The sequence below is a fragment of the Nocardia sp. NPDC051981 genome (assembly GCF_040680715.1).
Lineage (GTDB): Bacteria > Actinomycetota > Actinomycetes > Mycobacteriales > Mycobacteriaceae > Nocardia.
In genome coordinates this window covers 1-15517 of record NZ_JBFAXK010000035.1, presented here as the reverse complement: position 1 = coordinate 15517, position 15517 = coordinate 1, and the positions used below count along the sequence as shown (strand labels likewise).

General features: G+C 68.4%; 18 protein-coding genes and 1 pseudogene. 16 read left to right on the top strand and 3 right to left on the bottom strand.

Annotation, left to right across the window (positions count from 1 at the left end; translation table 11 throughout):
• The first annotated feature begins 176 nt into the window (after positions 1-176).
• Positions 177-566 (top strand): hypothetical protein, encoded by a 390-nt coding sequence (locus tag AB0L60_RS37560; protein WP_364624458.1) that lies wholly within the window; start codon positions 177-179, stop codon positions 564-566.
• A 388-nt stretch (positions 567-954) separates the two neighbouring features.
• Positions 955-1878, top strand: coding sequence for a hypothetical protein (locus tag AB0L60_RS37555; protein ID WP_364624344.1), 924 nt, complete (start codon positions 955-957; stop codon positions 1876-1878).
• 323 nt (positions 1879-2201) lie between these two features.
• On the opposite strand, the gene AB0L60_RS37550 is transcribed toward AB0L60_RS37555, so the two are convergent.
• Positions 2202-2783 (bottom strand): hypothetical protein, encoded by a 582-nt coding sequence (locus tag AB0L60_RS37550; protein WP_364624342.1) that lies wholly within the window; start codon positions 2781-2783, stop codon positions 2202-2204.
• 120 nt (positions 2784-2903) lie between these two features.
• Here AB0L60_RS37550 and AB0L60_RS37545 point away from each other — a divergent pair, with 120 nt between their 5' ends.
• From AB0L60_RS37545 to AB0L60_RS37485, 13 genes and pseudogenes are all read left to right on the top strand, one after another.
• Positions 2904-4073, top strand: a complete 1170-nt coding sequence (locus AB0L60_RS37545; protein ID WP_364624340.1) for a hypothetical protein — start codon at positions 2904-2906, stop codon at positions 4071-4073.
• A 221-nt stretch (positions 4074-4294) separates the two neighbouring features.
• The gene (locus tag AB0L60_RS37540; protein WP_364624338.1) at positions 4295-5779 is read left to right on the top strand and encodes an amino acid permease; all 1485 of its coding nucleotides are present in this window, start codon (positions 4295-4297) and stop codon (positions 5777-5779) included.
• A complete protein-coding gene (locus tag AB0L60_RS37535; RefSeq protein WP_364624336.1) occupies positions 5776-6873 on the top strand; it encodes an alpha-hydroxy acid oxidase in 1098 nt (365 codons plus the stop codon). Before AB0L60_RS37540 ends, AB0L60_RS37535 begins: the two co-directional genes overlap by 4 nt.
• Positions 6870-7229, top strand: a complete 360-nt coding sequence (locus AB0L60_RS37530; protein ID WP_364624334.1) for a RidA family protein — start codon at positions 6870-6872, stop codon at positions 7227-7229. Before AB0L60_RS37535 ends, AB0L60_RS37530 begins: the two co-directional genes overlap by 4 nt.
• The gene (locus AB0L60_RS37525) at positions 7226-8230 is read left to right on the top strand and encodes a hypothetical protein (RefSeq protein ID WP_364624332.1); all 1005 of its coding nucleotides are present in this window, start codon (positions 7226-7228) and stop codon (positions 8228-8230) included. Before AB0L60_RS37530 ends, AB0L60_RS37525 begins: the two co-directional genes overlap by 4 nt.
• 97 nt (positions 8231-8327) lie before the next feature.
• Positions 8328-8660 carry a DUF732 domain-containing protein gene (locus tag AB0L60_RS37520; RefSeq protein WP_354848287.1) on the top strand — a complete coding sequence of 111 codons (333 nt, stop codon included), beginning with the start codon at positions 8328-8330 and terminating at the stop codon, positions 8658-8660.
• Between the two features lie 175 nt (positions 8661-8835).
• Positions 8836-9438, top strand: a complete 603-nt coding sequence (locus AB0L60_RS37515; protein ID WP_364624330.1) for a dihydrofolate reductase family protein — start codon at positions 8836-8838, stop codon at positions 9436-9438.
• Positions 9435-9776 carry a YciI family protein gene (locus AB0L60_RS37510; RefSeq protein ID WP_364624328.1) on the top strand — a complete coding sequence of 114 codons (342 nt, stop codon included), beginning with the start codon at positions 9435-9437 and terminating at the stop codon, positions 9774-9776. Before AB0L60_RS37515 ends, AB0L60_RS37510 begins: the two co-directional genes overlap by 4 nt.
• A 1-nt stretch (position 9777) precedes the next feature.
• Positions 9778-10998 carry an RNA polymerase sigma factor gene (locus AB0L60_RS37505; protein ID WP_364624326.1) on the top strand — a complete coding sequence of 407 codons (1221 nt, stop codon included), beginning with the start codon at positions 9778-9780 and terminating at the stop codon, positions 10996-10998.
• A 61-nt stretch (positions 10999-11059) separates the two neighbouring features.
• A pseudogene (locus AB0L60_RS37500) lies at positions 11060-11161 on the top strand (IS481 family transposase); the annotation flags it as partial.
• A gap of 169 nt (positions 11162-11330) precedes the next feature.
• Complete coding sequence (locus tag AB0L60_RS37495; protein ID WP_364624324.1) at positions 11331-11765, top strand: nuclear transport factor 2 family protein; 435 nt, start codon at positions 11331-11333, stop codon at positions 11763-11765.
• Positions 11766-11816: 51 nt separating this feature from the next.
• Positions 11817-12098 (top strand): hypothetical protein, encoded by a 282-nt coding sequence (locus AB0L60_RS37490; RefSeq protein ID WP_364624322.1) that lies wholly within the window; start codon positions 11817-11819, stop codon positions 12096-12098.
• Positions 12095-12373, top strand: a complete 279-nt coding sequence (locus AB0L60_RS37485; RefSeq protein ID WP_364624320.1) for a hypothetical protein — start codon at positions 12095-12097, stop codon at positions 12371-12373. Before AB0L60_RS37490 ends, AB0L60_RS37485 begins: the two co-directional genes overlap by 4 nt.
• A 161-nt stretch (positions 12374-12534) precedes the next feature.
• Here the strand turns inward: AB0L60_RS37485 and AB0L60_RS37480 are convergent, their stop codons facing one another.
• Positions 12535-12702, bottom strand: a complete 168-nt coding sequence (locus AB0L60_RS37480) for a hypothetical protein (protein WP_364624318.1) — start codon at positions 12700-12702, stop codon at positions 12535-12537.
• Between the two features lie 302 nt (positions 12703-13004).
• Here AB0L60_RS37480 and AB0L60_RS37475 point away from each other — a divergent pair, with 302 nt between their 5' ends.
• Positions 13005-13469, top strand: a complete 465-nt coding sequence (locus tag AB0L60_RS37475) for an SRPBCC family protein (protein WP_364624316.1) — start codon at positions 13005-13007, stop codon at positions 13467-13469.
• Positions 13470-13477: 8 nt separating this feature from the next.
• Here the strand turns inward: AB0L60_RS37475 and AB0L60_RS37470 are convergent, their stop codons facing one another.
• On the bottom strand, positions 13478-14482 hold the full coding sequence (locus AB0L60_RS37470; RefSeq protein ID WP_364624314.1) for a hypothetical protein: 1005 nt from the start codon (positions 14480-14482) through the stop codon (positions 13478-13480).
• Positions 14483-15517: the final 1035 nt, after the last annotated feature.

Sequence of the window (15517 nt, the reverse complement as noted above, 5' to 3'; positions counted from 1 at the left end):
AACTTCCCCTGCTCGAGCCGGATAGCCGCCTAATTGTGCGCTATCCCTTGGCGATCGGCCACCCGTCACGGCGACACTCCGAGCAGAGAGGCGGAACCTGGTTACCCGCCAGGCAATACATACCGACCGGTTATGCTGCAACGATGACAGCAGATCTGTCGCACTCCCCCGCGGCAATGCAACCGGTCGGCTCCAATGGCATTCGGGTCCGCGCCCTCGCGCTGGCCGCCCTGCTGCTCGGCTCCGGCGTCCTGCACTTCCTCGCACCCAAGCCTTACGACACCCTGATCCCGCCTCAGCTCCCGGGCAAACCCCGCACCTACACCCAGGTTTCGGGCGTGGCCGAGCTGATCTCCGGCGCGCTACTGGTGGTCCCCCGCACACGTGGTCTGGGCGCACGCCTGGCGGTGCTGATCCTCCTCGCCGTCTTCCCCGGCAATCTGCAGATGGCGGCCGACTGGCTGCGCAGCGATCGCCCGCTGCCGCTGAAAGTCGGCGCGCTGCTGCGGCTCCCGCTCCAGATTCCGCTGATCACGACCGCCCGCAAGATCTATCGCGGCGTGTGACCGGGCGCGCGCCCCACCCGAGCGGACCGGTGCCGTCCAGCATGAATCTGAACCGGAGCGAGTCCACAGTTGCTGATGTGTTGTCGAAGAACAGAACACATTCGTTGCCATGGTCCGTGTCAGCGTCGACGAGGACCGGGACGATCATGAGCAGCACCCCGAAACCCAGCGGAGCGAGGCTCTTTACGAGGGCGTTTCGAGCAATCTCACGACTGGTACCCATCACTGTCTCGAGCGCATATAACCCCGACCGTGAAATGATTTGGGTTCGCGGTGAATTAACCAGTCAGAACCGTCTCCGAACCGAGATCCGGTTGCGCCGCAGTTAACAGGAAATTGACAGGTTTCGGCTGGAAATGTCTCGAGGTTCGTGTCGATGTAATTGACTATGACCTCGATTCAGGCCCCTTCACCGCACGCACGGTGGTTCTGGATCGCGGCCGGCAGTTTCGTCGCCGTGATCTCCCTGGCAGCCCTCAGCGCTCCCACTGCGTTCGCCACGTCTCATGATCAGGCCGGTGTCGGCCAGGTACCCGAGATCACGGCCCCCAGCGCGACTGTGATTGCTCCACACCCCATTTCGGTGACGGCCATCGCCCAGCAGATGCAGACCGCCATCCAGACGGCCTCGCCCGGCACCAGTGTCGGCATCGACGTGGTGGACACCACCACCGGGGCGGCCATCGCCAGTCTCAATGCCGACGAGCAGTTCTACACCGCCTCGGTGGTCAAGCTGCTCATCGCCCTGGACGCGTTGAAAACCCAGAACTGGCAACCGGATCCGGACACCACGACCCAGATCACCCGGATGCTGTCCACCAGTGACGACGACATCGCCGACATGATGTGGGACAACGGCGGCAACAACGCCATCATCGATCGCATGGTCGCCGCCATCGGACTGTCCGCGACCACCGCACCGGACGACACCGCCCAGTGGGGCGAAACCCTCACCACGCCACGGGATGTGGTCTGCGTCTTCCACTACATCACCACCGCGATCCCGGCCCCGGCCCGGGACCTGATCGTCGGCGCGCTGCACAATGCCTCCGAGACCGCCGCCGACGGCACCGACCAGTACTTCGGCATCCCCGATGCCCTCACCGGTGCGACCTGGGCGGTCAAACAGGGCTGGATGGATCTGGACTCCTCGACCACCCTGGACACCACCGGCCTGGTCTCCCCCTCCCCCGATCAGCCCTATCGCTATGCCGTGGTGGTGCTGTCCACTCAGCCCGCGGGCACCAGCTGGTCGGTGGCGGGCGCGGCCCTCACCGCCGGGGTGACCCTGCTGCACGCCACCCTGAAGTGAGCCCGCCGCCACCGTACCGAGCATCGTCACCGACCGAGAGTTGGAGTCGGCCATCGGATTCGGGAGACGGAGGAGGAGCCGGACTGGTCACGGTGTGGACGATCGCCCGCGAGTTGGCGCATCGGCTGCCTCGGCTTCGACGCAGCTGGCGATCTATACCGCCTGGCGACTGCGCGGCACCGCCGGGGCGCTCGTCGGCGGATGCTGTTTCATCGCACCGGGTTCTACTGGCGGCGCGCCGCGGTGTGGTGAGCGCCCTGCTGGGCGCGGGCGCGCTCGGGGTGGCCGCGGCGCTGGCGGGCTGGCCGGTCGGCTGAGGTGCGTCAGACCGTGATGCCGAGCGCTCCGGCGACCGCGCGGGTGAGGTGGTCGGTCACCTGGGCGGGGCTCCAGTGGCGATGCTCGGTGAGGTCGTAGACCACGCGCTCGTCGAAGATGGTGATCCACAGCAGCACCGCGTAGGTGAGGTCGTATTCGGCGGTCTTGCCCTGCAGCGCAAGGGCGTTCAGCACCTCGGCGAGCATGTCGTGCAGGGCGGTGATGGATTCGTCGCCGTCGGCCAGCCGTTCGATGAAGCCGCGGGAGCTGCGGATGTAGCGCACGGCCGGACCCCACTGCCCGGCCTGGTCCACCCAGGTGCGGCAGCAGCGGTGGAACCGTTCCACCGGATCGGGGCCGGCGTCGACGGCGGCCAGCGCCTGCACCAGATGTTCGATGGCGCGACGGTGGAAGGCCTGCAGGGCGTCCTGCGGGGTCGCGAAATGCCGGTACGCGGTGGCCACGCCGACACCCGCCGCGGCGGCGAGTTCCGGGATGGAGAAACCGATCCGGCCTGCCTCCAGCAGGCTCTGGACCGCGTCGACCAGCAGCACGCGGCTGCGCTGGGCGTCACTGCGGGTGTTCACGGGCACGCCTCCATCCTGCGCGAGCGCGACGCGGTATCAGTGCACGGCACTCGAGTAGAGAAGTTCTTCTCAGTTTCGTATTCTCTAACAGAGAAGATCTCCTCATTTAGGAGGGCCAGGATGGGGGCAGCCGCACCGGGGGCGCTGCTGGTGCTGATCATGGCGCAGCCGAACATGGCGACCGGGATGATGCCGTACTACCGGCACGCCTGGACGCTCGCGCCCCTGCTCATCACCGTGATCTTCGCCGCCTACCTGTTCGCGCTGACCCCGGCGCTCGCACTGGTGGGCACGCCGCCCACCCGGCGGGGCTGGTGGTGGCGCATCGGGGTCGGCAGCGGGTTCGGCATCGCCGCGGATGCGGCCATGGCCGTGGCACATTCACCGTGGCCGGCGGTCGCCGCGCGCATCTGCGCGGGGCTGTCGGTGGGGTTGGTGACCGGCTCGCTGGCCGGATTGATCCTGGAACGCAAGGGCGAACGCGGGCGCACGGCCATGGCGGTGGCGACCGTGTTCGGCTCGGCGCTGGGGACGATCGCGGCCGCGGTCGTGGCGCAGTATCTGCCCGCACCCGGGGTGACCGTCTATGTGGGGCACGCGATCCTGCTCGCGGTGACCGCGATGGCGGTGCTGAGCGATCGTGCGGCGCGCCCGGCGGCGATCGCCGGCCGCGCGGCCGCGGCTCCCGAGACCGCCGAACCGCGAATCGCCGGATACCTCAGCGGTATCGCCGCCTGGGTGTCGGCGGGACTGGTCGTCGCCCTGCTGCCGAGTTACGGTGCGGAGCTGCTGGGCACGACGAATCTCGCCCTGCCGGCGCTACCCGTCACGCTGTATCTGGTGAGCGCCTGGCTGGCGCAGCGCCTGGTCGCGCCGGGCAGGCTCGCCGCCGAACCTGTTGCGGCGCAGTGGATCATCATCGCCGGGGTCGCGCTGGCGGCGGCCGTGTCCTGGCTGCCCAGCCTGGCGCTGCTGCTGTGCGGTAGCGCGGTGGCCGGTTCCGGGCAGGGCATCGCCTATCGCTCCGGACTCCGGATCGTCAGTGCCGCAACACCTCCCGATCAGCACGCCCGGGCCGCCGCGCGCTTCGCGGGCGTTGCCTACGCGTGCGCGGCGGTCGCGACGGTGGGTTTCGGAGCCATCGCGACCGTGGCGTCCATGCGCGACGCGGTGCTCGCCGCCGCGATCGTCCTCGTACCTGTAGCCATGACCACCGCAGTCTTCCGTCGGCGCGCAACGGCGCGCGCTGCGGACTCCGTTCCCACTCCGCAGATCTCGACAACCGCATAATTCTGCCGCCACATATTCGACGCATCGAATGGAACGGCACAATTGATCGCGCGCGAATTCCGATCGCGCGCAATTCCGCATGCTCGCAATGATTTACATTGCCGAATACTCCGGAATTCGACGAAACGAAGTCGTTACGCGAGTTCACCACCACATAAACTCCGGCCGTTTCACTGGAATACATCAGCCCCAAAGACATTCTCTCCGAATGGATTCCAGAAATGGCAGCACAAACTCGGGCCGGCGTGACTCCGGCAACCCCGGCCGCCGGCGGAACGCTCACCCGCAGTCTCGGCCGGGTGGACCTCATCGCCATGGGCGTCGGCACCATTGTGGGCGCGGGCATCTTCGTCACCACCGGCATCGCCGCCGCGACCAAGGCGGGGCCGGCCATCGTCCTGTCGTTCGTGCTGGCCGGGGCCATCTGCGCACTGGTGGCGCTGTGCTACAGCGAACTCGCGTCCATGACGCCGCTGTCCGGCAGCGCGTACACCTATACCCGCGGCACGCTGGGCGAGGTGCCCGCGTTTCTGGTCGGCTGGAATCTGCTGCTCGAATACGCGGTGGCGGCATCGGCCATCGCCATCGGCTGGTCCGGATTGTTCGGGGCCGCCCTGGATTCCTTGTTCGGAGTGACACTGCCCAAGGCGATTTCCGCGGGCCCCAGTGACGGTGGCGTCATCAATCTTCCGGCGGTCCTCATTGTCGCCGCGCTGATCGGTGTGCTCATGTTCGAGGTCAGACTCACCGCCGTCGTGGTGAAAACTCTGGTGGCCTTGACCATCGGCGTCCTCGTCCTGGTGATCGCGGTGGGCGCGCCCCATCTGCATCCCGGCAACTGGTCACCCTTCCTGCCCTTCGGCGTGCACGGTATCGCGGCCGGCGCGGCGCTGGCGTTCTTCGCGTATCTCGGTTTCGATGTCGTCGCCACCTCCGCCGAGGAGACCCGCGATCCGCGCCGTGACCTGCCGTGGGGCATCATCGGCTCGGTCGTCGTCGCCACCGCCCTCTACGTGGCCGTCAGCGCTGTATTGACCGGTGTCGCACCGTATTCCACTCTCGGCAATGCCGCGCCGGTGGCGACCGCGCTGGCCGCCGTGGGGGCCGGGTGGATCGGCAAGGTGATCCTGGTGGCCTCGGTGGTCGCGCTCACCAAGGGACTGCTCATGGTGTGCTACGGCCCGACCCGCCTGGTGTTCGCGATGAGCCGGGACGGCATGGTTCCGAAGGCGCTGTGCCGCACCGGTTCCCGGGGCACGCCCGTCCGGCTGAGCCTGCTGCTCGGCACGGTCGTCGCCGCGGTGGCCGGGCTGCTGCCCATCGGCACGGTGGCGGAGCTGGTCAATATCGGCGCGCTGTTCGCGTTCGTGATCGTGGCCGTGGGCGTGCTCGTCCTGCGCCGCACCGCACCCGGCCGCCCGCGTCCGTTCCGGGTGCCCTTCCTGCCCGTGGTGGCCGTCTGCGCCATCGCCGGATGCGTCTGGCTGGCAACCACATTCGAGGCGCTGACCTGGTTGCGATTCGTGATCTGGAGTGCGGCGGGAGTCGCACTGTATCTGTTCTACGGTCGCGGTCACGCGACCGCCGTTCCCGGCCACACCGCCACCGCGCTCGATCCGGCCCCGGTGCCCGGTCCGACCCCGGCGATGGCCGATTCGACCGCTGTGACCACTACCGCGACGGTGACCACCGGAGGTGCCGCGTGACCGCGCAGCTCGACAGCTTCTACCCGACCTGCGTCGACTTCGGCACCCTCGACGAGATCCATCGCGCGGCCGCGACCACGCTCCCCGCCGACGTCCTGGACTTCATGGAGGGCGGCGCGGGCAAGGAGATCACCCTGCGGGAGAACCGGCTCGCCTTCGACCGCTGGCGCATCCTGCCCGCGCCGATGAGCGGGGTGGGCGCGCCCTCCACCCGCACCGAATTCCTCGGAATGCCCCTGGAGACACCGCTTCTCACCGCACCGTTCGGCGGTGACGCGCTGTTCCATCCGGACGGGCATCCGGCCGTGGCCCGGGCCGCCCAGGCCCGGGGAGCGCTGTCCGTCGTGCCGGAGGCGGGCAGCTTCTCCTATCAGCGGGTGCGCGCCGACGCACCGCGCGCCGCCCGGATCGCACAGGTGCATCCCTTCGGGCACGCGGCCGCGGTCGCGGACCAGGTGGCGCGACTGGGCTACGACGCGCTGTGCGTCACCCTCGACTGCCCGGTCGGCGGCTTCCGCACCCGCAATATGGCCAATCGCTTCGACCCCGACCAGCGGCACTTCGCCGGGAATCTGACCGGCGAGGACGGCGCTCCCGGCGTCGCGGAGATCTTCGGGCAGCTGCTCAAACGCGGTGGCATGGTGTGGGATTGGGCCGAGCTGGCCGGCGCCGCCACCGGGTTCGGGCTGCCCTGGATCGCCAAGGGCGTGCTCACCCCCGCCGCGGCCGAACGCGCCCTGGCCATCGGCGCGAGCGCCCTGGTCGTCTCCAATCACGGTGGCCGCCAAGTCGATCCGGCCCCGGCCAGCCTGGACATGCTGCCGCGCATTCGCGCGGCGGTGGGCCCGGAGACACCCATCCTGCTGGACAGCGGGATCCGCACCGGCAGCGATGTGTACCTGGCGCTCGCGCTGGGCGCGGACGCGGTGATCCTGGGCCGCGCGGCCATCTACGGCCTGGCCGCCGCCGGGGAGGCCGGAGTGGATCGGGTGCTGGAGCTGCTCACCGAGGAGCTGCGCACCCTGATGATCCTGTCCGGCGCGGCCACCCTCGCCGAGATCGACGCCACCCGGATCATGCGAGCCGCCCCGTGAGCGCATTCCCGTTGGCCCGCACCGCGGCCGGGCTCGTGTTCACCTCCGGCCTGGCCGCCGTCGACCCGGACACCCTGACCGTCACCACCGCATCCTTCGAGGACCAGACCGCCGAGGTCTTCAGGCAGCTCGACGCCGCCCTCACCGCGGCGGGCAGCAGCCGCGCCCACGTGCTGCGGCTGGACTGCCACCTGTCCGATCGCCGCTGGTTTCCCGGCTGGAACTCCGCCTTCCGCACGCATTTCCCGACGGCCGCACCGGCGCGGATCACCACCGTCACCACCCTGCCCATCGACGGGCTGCTCATCGAAATCCAGGCGATCGCCGTCGCCACCGCTCAGGAAGATCGATCATGACCGCAGTCACCCCGCTCGTCCAACCGCAGTCCGCCCTCGGCGATTTCACCATCCGAGACGTCATCGAGGGCCAGACCGCCGGCCAGCTGATCGTCGCCGCCGACGACTGGGGCTGGTGGGTCACCCTGCTGGGCGGCGACACCGTCGCGCCCACCACCGGCATCCAGCAGACCGTCGCCGAGGGGCTGGTGCGCGCCGGCTTCCTGCTGCGACGCGGGCGCCGCTACCGGCTCACCCACACCGGCCACGATGTCGGCAAGAACCGCGGCTTCGTGCGGGTGGCGGTGCGCGGGTGGGAACCCACCTTCCGGCAGCTGTCGGGCAGCCCGCACCGCGAATACATTCCCGCCGCCACCGAACCCAGCGAGGTGGCTCGCGGCTGCACCGATATCGCGCGGCGGCGGCCGGAGATCTTCGAGGCCATCGGGCACGCCATCGCGACCGGAACACCCGGCTGCACCATCGATCTCGGCTGCGCCGACGCCGGGCGGGTGCTCGCGCTGGCCGGAATCGCCGAGCGGGAACGGTTCCTCGGCGTGGACATCGAGGACGGCGTGATCGCCTCGGCCACCGCCGAACTCACCGCGCGCGGGCTCGGCGACCGCATCACCCTGCTCGCCGGATCGGTGCAGCCCGAACCGGAACCGCCCGCCTGGCTGGCCACCGTCGACCGCGATGCCGTCACCACCGCCATGTCGTTCTTCCTGCTGCACCAATTGGCCAGCGACGGTGACGGCATCGCCGCGGTGCTGCGCGGCTGGATGGACTGGTTCCCCAACCTGCGGCGGCTGGTGATCGGCGACGGCTACCTGCTCGAGGCCCCGTATTGGACACAGCAGCCGTGGTTCTCGCCCACCTACGAGATCTATCACGCGGTCACCGGTGTGCGACTGTGGACGCGCCAGGAGTACGAGCAGGCCTTCGCCGAACTCGGCTGGTCCGTGCGGCGGCGGCTCGAGGATCACACCATGCTGGTGACCAGCATTCTGGAACGCGACTGACCCGAATTCCCCGGCCAGAGCTCCGGCCGGCTTCGCACATGGCCGGGGCCGGCCCGGGGTAGGCTCGCCGGGTTCGTTCGATGTTGAAGGAGAGTTCGTGGGTAAAAAGAGCCGTCTCGCTTCGGGTTTCGGAGTGATGGCTGCAGGGGTCGCGTTGCTGGGGGCGGCCGCGGGGGTGGCCGGGGCGGAGCGCGCACTGACCGCGCCGGAGCAGGTGTTCGTGAGCTACCTGCAGGAGCGCGGTGAGCTGCTGACCGATCAGGATCAGCAGCTCGCGGCCATCGATGTCGGCAAGGCCGACTGCGCGGCCATCGCTTCGGGCATGACCAAGGAGCAGCTGTCCGAACAGCTTCCGGGTGGGGCGGCCGAGAAGGAGGAGGCCGTGCTGTTCCTCGACGCGGCCACCGCGCCGGGGAGCCTGTGCGGCTGAGCTGAGCCGCGGACGTAGCGAGCCTGCGGGCGCTGCCGGGCAACGGCAGCGCCCGCAGGTTTTTTCGGGCCCGGACGGGTCCGACTGATTTCCGCGGCGGTGTCGTGATCGCGGCAGCCCGTTCGTGTAGAGGGTGAGCCCGGCACTCTGGCCGGGTCGCAACCAAGGAGCGAACATGGGCAGGATCATCGCGGTCGTCAACCTCACCCTCGACGGCGTCATGCAGGCGCCGGGCCGCGCCGACGAGGACACCCGGAACGGATTTACCGGCGGCGGCTGGGCACACCGGTACGCGGACCCGGTCCAGGGCCGGGTCATGGGTGCGCACATGGCCACGCACAGCGACAGTGGCCTGCTGTTCGGCCGTCGCACCTATGAGGACTTCTTCGGATTCTGGCCGCATCAGACGGACAATCCGTTCACCGAGGTGCTGGACAAGACGGAGAAGTTCGTCTGCTCCCGCACCCTCGCGGAACCGCTGCCGTGGCAGAACTCGACCCTGCTGCCCGGCGATGGTGTCGCGGCCGTGCGCGCGCTCTGCGCCGGGCGGCCGGACCTGGATCTGGTGGTCCTCGGCAGCGGCGAGTTGCTGCGCTCCCTCATGCGCGCGGGCATGATCGACGAGTACCTGCTCTCGATCCACCCGTTGACGGTCGGTCCCGGCGCGCGCCTGTTCGACGGCGTCGACGTGGGCCCGCTGCGGCTGACCGACAGCGTCACCACGACGACCGGTGTCCTCATGGCCACCTATCGTCCCGCCGGAGAGGAGCCGCGTTGACCGAGTACCTGCTCAGCGTCTATCAGCCCGACGACACCGCGCCGCCGGACAACCTCGACGAGATCATGAGCGAGCTGACGGCACTCGATACGGAGATGCGGGAGTCCGGGGCATGGGTGTTCGCGGCCGGGCTGCACGCGCCGAGTACCGCGACCGTGCTGCGCGCGCAGGGCTCCGAGGTACTGGTCACCGACGGGCCCTTTGCCGAAAGCAAGGAGCACATCGGCGGTTTCACCGTCATCCGCGCCGCCGATCTGGACGAGGCGCTGGACTGGGGTCGCCGCATGGCACGCGTCATCGGGCTGCCGATCGAGGTCCGGCCGATCCAGGACAGCTGACATGCCTTCCGGCACAGTCGATGTCGCGGCCGTCTTCGCCGAGCACTACGGCCGCGCGGTGGCCTCCCTGATTCGTGTCTTCGGCGATGTCGATATCGCCGAGGACGCGGTGCAGGACGCCTTCGCGACCGCCGTGCAGCGCTGGCCGCGCGATGGGCTGCCGCCGAGTCCACCCGGCTGGATCATCACCACGGCCCGTAATCGCGGGGTGGACCGGCTGCGCCGCGAGGCCGCCCGCGCGGACAAGTACGCCCAGGCCGCGCTGCTCCGGGCCGAGGGCGAACCGATCGAGGAGGGCCCGGTGCGCGACGACCGGCTGCGCTTGATGTTCACCTGCTGTCATCCGGCGCTGTCCCGCCAGGCTCAGGTGGCGCTGACCCTCCGCCTGCTGGGCGGGCTGTCCACGGCGGAGGTCGCCCGGGCCTTTCTGGTGCCGGAAACGACCATGGCGCAACGCCTCACCCGCGCCAAGGGCAAGATTCGCGATGCCCGGATCCCGTATCGGGTGCCGTCCGACGCCGAGCTGCCCGCCCGGCTAGACGCCGTGCTCGCGGTCGTCTACCTGATCTACACCGAGGGCCACACCGCCACCGCCGGCGCGCGCCTGACCCGCGCCGACCTGTGCACCGAGGCCATCCGGCTGGCCCGGGCGCTGGCCGAGCTCATGCCGGACGAACCCGAGGTCCACGGCCTGCTCGCTCTGCTCTTGCTCAGCGAAGCACGCAGTGCCGCACGCACCTCCGGGGCCGGCGAGCTCATGCCCCTGCCCGAGCAGGATCGAAGTCTCTGGGACACAGCCCTGATCGCCGAGGGCCACGCTCTGGTCCGAGAATGCCTGCGGCGCAACCAGCCCGGCCCCTACCAGATCCAGGCCGCGATCAACGCCGTCCACACCGACGCCCGCACCGCCGCCGACACCGACTGGCCGCAGATCCTCCAGCTCTACGACCAGCTCCTCACCTTCACCCCGAGCCCGGTGGTGCGGCTCAACCGCGCGGTGGCCGTCGCCGAGGTCGCCGGACCCGCAGCCGCACTGACCGAACTGGACCGGTTGGACCTCGACGACCAGCACCTCTTCCATGCCGTTCGCGCCGACCTCCTGCACCGCCTCGGCCGGAATGCCGAAGCCGCACAGGCATACCGCGCCGCAATCGCCAACGCCCGCAACGACACCGAACGCGACTTCCTCGTCGCCCGCGCCGAGGCGGCACGCCCTGTCTGACCCGCTCAGCGCTTGGCCAGTCGCTCCCACCGAGTCGTCCGGCAGCCCGAACTGCATGTCTGCCGCCCACGGCATCACCCGCATTGAGCGGATCGTCACCGACAACGGGGCCTGCTGCCGCGCCGACATCTTCGCGCGAGCCCTGCTTGGCTGCCGGCACCGCGTCACCGACCGTGCGGGGCCCTGCTTCACCGCCGAGGCCGCCCGCCGGCCCTCAATTCTCCTGGGCCGCAACAGGGTCCTGTGGGTTTCCATCGCTGTCAACCGCTGACAGTGTCCTGTCAGCGACCGGGCGCAGAGTGCGGATTCCCCTCTCCGAAAGGAATCACGCGGTGGCACAGCAGGACCCGAAGATCCAGGCGATCAGCGACTTCTTCGAGGCGTATGCACGCTACGACTTGGACGGCATGAGGGCGGTACTCGCCGACGACATCGCATGGACTATTCCCAGGCACCACGCGCTCTCGGGAACCAAGCACGGACTCGACGAGGTCCTGGCCTTCTTCGCCCAGCTGGCCAAGGCGGGCATGAAGGCCCAGACGTTCTTCCTCGAAGCCAACGCCGAATACGTCGTCGATATCCATCGCGGCTACTCGACCGAAGGCGAGGGCCAGGTCGACACCCTGTGGGCGCTGGTGTGGCACTTCAACTCCGACGGCAAGGTGGACCGCGTCGACAACCTGACCCTCGACCAGCACCAGATGGACACCTACATCTGGAAGAACTTCTCCCTCGCACCCCTGCCCACCCGCCTCGCGACCGCCTGAGGTGCGGCGTTCTACCCGAAGGCAATTGTGAGCGAGCGAGCCGGGTCCCGAGTGATCGGCAAACCGATCGATCCGGCCGACACCGAGGACAAGTACCCCCTCGTCTGCGCGAAGCCCGCCTCGGCCGATCAGCTCGCAAGCCTCACCGGCACCACATCATTCGGCGCTATCAACTCGACCCCGGCCCACGGCACCGACTTCGACGTATCGGTACCACTGACGAACTCCTTCAGTAGGTTCCAGGCTCGCCGGCCGGGCAAATCGGGCGTCCTCGTCGCGCCTCGTCGCGCCTCGCCCGCGGAGGGCGTGGGTGGCGCTACGGTTCCGCCATGATGCTGCTGCAGCCGCCCACGATCGCGTCAGCGCAGGAGAAGGGGATGATCCTCGATGTGGCCGCGCTCGGCCGCCACGATCCCCTCGGTGCCGACATCCCGTACGTGCGCGCCACCGACGGCTGGATGTTCGAGCTGCCCGAAGAGTTGTGGGAGTGGGCGACGTTCGTCATCGGAGGCAATGTGCACAACCTCCAGGCCGGATACCCGTCGGAGTTCCCGTGCCGGATCGAATTCGGGGTGCGCGACGGCCGCATGTACGCCGAGATGCTGTAGCTCGCATAGGGGCCGAAGACCGGAAGACACGCTCATGTACCCAGGCAACACGATTCCTACCGGCATCCCCGGTAGCCCGGAGCCCCAGGGTTTCAGCCACGTGGGCGTTTCACCGACCGGTCGGGCCGGTTCCCTCCGGCATTCTGTCACGACAATCTCGATCACGTAGCTAATTCCGAGATGTCGGTGACCACCCGTGCCTGGGCACTCTCGATTCGTGCCACCAGCGCGGCATTCGGGCCGCTCCAGCACAGGATCTCGATACGGTGCCTACGGGTGAGCCGATCGTGGAACGCGGCAGGAATCAGGGTGCGGTTATCGCGCCGCATTCCTCACTTCGGATCATCCGGCCGGGGGTCAGTGGACGACTCCGGAATCGATGCCCGCTTCGCCGACTCCGAGCGGCGCATCGTGCTCGGCAGCCGGGTGGATCGGCCCGCAGACTCTTCCTATCCACCCGGCCCGAGCAGCAATTTGGATCGTCACGGCGGAAATAGTCGCGTGAGGTCACCCGGTATCTGGGCATCGACCTGCCGGGGTTGCTCGCACACGTCGCGATCGGGCCCGCGGTGCACGAGCCCCAGCCTGGTCCTGAATCAAGGGCACAATAGGCGGCATGAGCCTCGGATATGTGCCGGTGACCGTCGAATCCCCCTGCCGCACTTCACCGGAGACCGCCTTCGATATCATCGAGCCGATCGACCTGACCACCATCTTCACGGGAATGGGTCCACTGCCCGGCGTCGGCGGTGTCCGCGACCAGTCCGGGCCATGGGACACCATTGGCAACACCCGCATTCCAGTCCTGTCCGACGGCTCCACAGCCCGCGAACGCCTCATCGCCTATACCCGGCCCCACAGCTTCGCCTACGAAATAACCGATTTCACCGGCCCGCTGCGTCTTCTGGTCGAAAAGGTCCGTGGAGAGTGGACGTTCACCCCCGACGGTTCGGATTGCCTTGTCCGCTGGACTTATTCGTTCCATCCACGCCCAGGTCGATACTGGTTCACCCGCCTTGCGGTCGCGCCCGTTTGGCGTCGCTACGCCACCGCCACCCTCGTCCGCGCCGTCCGCGCCGCCGAAACAGCACTGTGACCCCCGATTCAGGCCAGGCCTGGGGTACGGACGTCGGTGTCGGCGAGTACGGGTGTGAGGTCGACGCCGGGCGGGGGACGCAGGCGACGTAGGTTGCCGTCGATGCTGGTGACATACAGCGCCCAGCCCTGTCCGTCGCGGGCGATCCGGACCGAGGTCGGGCCGTTGGGCAGCATCGGGCTCGAGGTCTGCCAGCCGGTAGCGATGGTGCAGGTGGCGCCCGTCGCCGGATCCATGCTGTAGACACTGCCGGAGGTGTCGCCAGCGAGATAGAGCTGCCCGGCCTGGGTGGCCTCCATGTCGTCGAGGCCCGGGAACAGGCCGTCGTGAACGCCGGCGACCACAGTGGCGGCCGTCGGCGCATCCAGCGGAATTCTCAGCACCTGCGAGGTGAAGTCGTTCACGGTGTAAACGGCTGTCTGGTCCGCTGTCAGCGCAATACCGTTGGGGTAGGGCGTATTCGACCATCGCGGGGTGAATTCGCCGGTGGACGGCCGATACCGGCTCATGCCCACCGGTATGGGAATCGACAGGTGGGAGATGAGCAGGTCCCCGTCGGGAAGCAACAGCAACCCGTTGGGTTGAACCAGCCCGGTCAACAGCGTGGTCACCGCGCCGGTGGTCACGTTGTAGCGCCGAAGGGTACCGGTGCCGGTGAACGCGGTGCCGTCGCCTGTCAGGAAGTACAGCTCGTCACCGACCAGCCGCAACCCAGCCGGATTGTCCAGACCCGACAGGAGCATGGTGACCTCGCCGCTGGAATCGACGTGGTACAGGACGCCTTTGACAATGCCGGACACGTAGAAGCCGCCGCCCCCGTCGGTCTCGAGATTCTCCAGACCACCCAGACCCGACGCGAGAATATCGGCTTGCCAGCCCTCCGTGCATGAAGCCCCATCGGTCTCCGCGTGCGCGCCCGGAGCGGTCGCCATCAGTCCGGCCACAGCGGCCGCCGCACATGCGCTCGACAGCAACCTATGAATCCGATGAACTGCTCCCACCCCGATCGACATGCGGCAGATCCTATCGATGGGGACTTACATCTGCAGTGCCAACCGACCACTTGACGCTGCCGCGTACACGGAATGCGTTATTGGTTCGACCTGCGAAAGGCACTGTCGCTGACGACTCGCGCGCTTGCTTCACCACGCGGGGATCCAAAAGGTGCCGGGCTACGCCGCAACGCCGGAGGAGAGTGAGTTGGCGGCTCGAGCGGACATGGTGACGAGGTACCTCAGCGAGTCAGGGGGGATGCTTTGCCCTCCTCCATCAAAGTCGATGGGAGCAGCGGGACTGTGCTCGAGGGGGATCTCCGCTGCGGCAGGTCCGGCTGCGAAAAGTATTGCGGCGGCAGGCAGTCCGGCCAGAGTCGCGAGGACGGCGATGCGGGTACGTCGGTGTTTCATGAGTCCCCGACCGTAAGTGAACTGCTAGCAATTCACATCGGTTCGAGTGCCCTCCAATGCCCGGGGCGCGGCGTCGCAGCAGCGCGTATCCGGCCCGCGAGCGCGCGTCCCTAGAAAACTCACACCGCCAGCCGCCATCAACCCATCACGTCGGTGATCCCCACGTCGACGACTCCTGCGCTTCCTGGTGACCACCCGAGCTACGCCACGCCCCGGGACTTGACCGTGCCAACAACGGATACCCGTGTCGGGTATGGCCAGGCTGATTGAACGGCGCTGGGTCACCGCGAGTGGCCTGCTGGCAGCGGTTGACAGTGCGGTGTCAGCGCCGTCGGGCAGTATTCGCGGCCATGACGGAAATGACAGCGACGATGCGGGCCGCCTACGTACCGACCGGCCGATGCGATGCGGGAAATGCGTAACCTGCCCAGGCCGCAACAGGGGCCCGCCGAGGTACTGATCCGGGTGCGGGCCTCTGCTACATCGACACCTGGTCCACCACAGGGGTGTTTGGATGGAATTCGGGGATGGCGTTTCGACGCGAGGAGAAATATGAAGGCCAGATCAGTGCTGTTCGCCGCGTTCGCCACCGCCCTCGTGGCGGCCGCGAGCGGATGCTCCGCCAACTCGTCGACCCAGGCG

What these genes read in the sequence shown, in the direction of transcription:
- AB0L60_RS37560 (WP_364624458.1), top strand. Translation starts at nt 177, where the DNA reads ATGCAACCGGTCGGCTCCAATGGCATTCGGGTCCGCGCCCTCGCGCTG.
- AB0L60_RS37555 (WP_364624344.1), top strand. Translation starts at nt 955, where the DNA reads ATGACCTCGATTCAGGCCCCTTCACCGCACGCACGGTGGTTCTGGATC.
- AB0L60_RS37545 (WP_364624340.1), top strand. Translation starts at nt 2,904, where the DNA reads ATGGGGGCAGCCGCACCGGGGGCGCTGCTGGTGCTGATCATGGCGCAG.
- AB0L60_RS37540 (WP_364624338.1), top strand. Translation starts at nt 4,295, where the DNA reads ATGGCAGCACAAACTCGGGCCGGCGTGACTCCGGCAACCCCGGCCGCC.
- AB0L60_RS37525 (WP_364624332.1), top strand. Translation starts at nt 7,226, where the DNA reads ATGACCGCAGTCACCCCGCTCGTCCAACCGCAGTCCGCCCTCGGCGAT.
- AB0L60_RS37515 (WP_364624330.1), top strand. Translation starts at nt 8,836, where the DNA reads ATGGGCAGGATCATCGCGGTCGTCAACCTCACCCTCGACGGCGTCATG.
- AB0L60_RS37505 (WP_364624326.1), top strand. Translation starts at nt 9,778, where the DNA reads ATGCCTTCCGGCACAGTCGATGTCGCGGCCGTCTTCGCCGAGCACTAC.
- AB0L60_RS37485 (WP_364624320.1), top strand. Translation starts at nt 12,095, where the DNA reads ATGATGCTGCTGCAGCCGCCCACGATCGCGTCAGCGCAGGAGAAGGGG.
- AB0L60_RS37480 (WP_364624318.1), bottom strand. Translation starts at nt 12,702, where the DNA reads ATGCGGCGCGATAACCGCACCCTGATTCCTGCCGCGTTCCACGATCGG.
- AB0L60_RS37470 (WP_364624314.1), bottom strand. Translation starts at nt 14,482, where the DNA reads ATGTCGATCGGGGTGGGAGCAGTTCATCGGATTCATAGGTTGCTGTCG.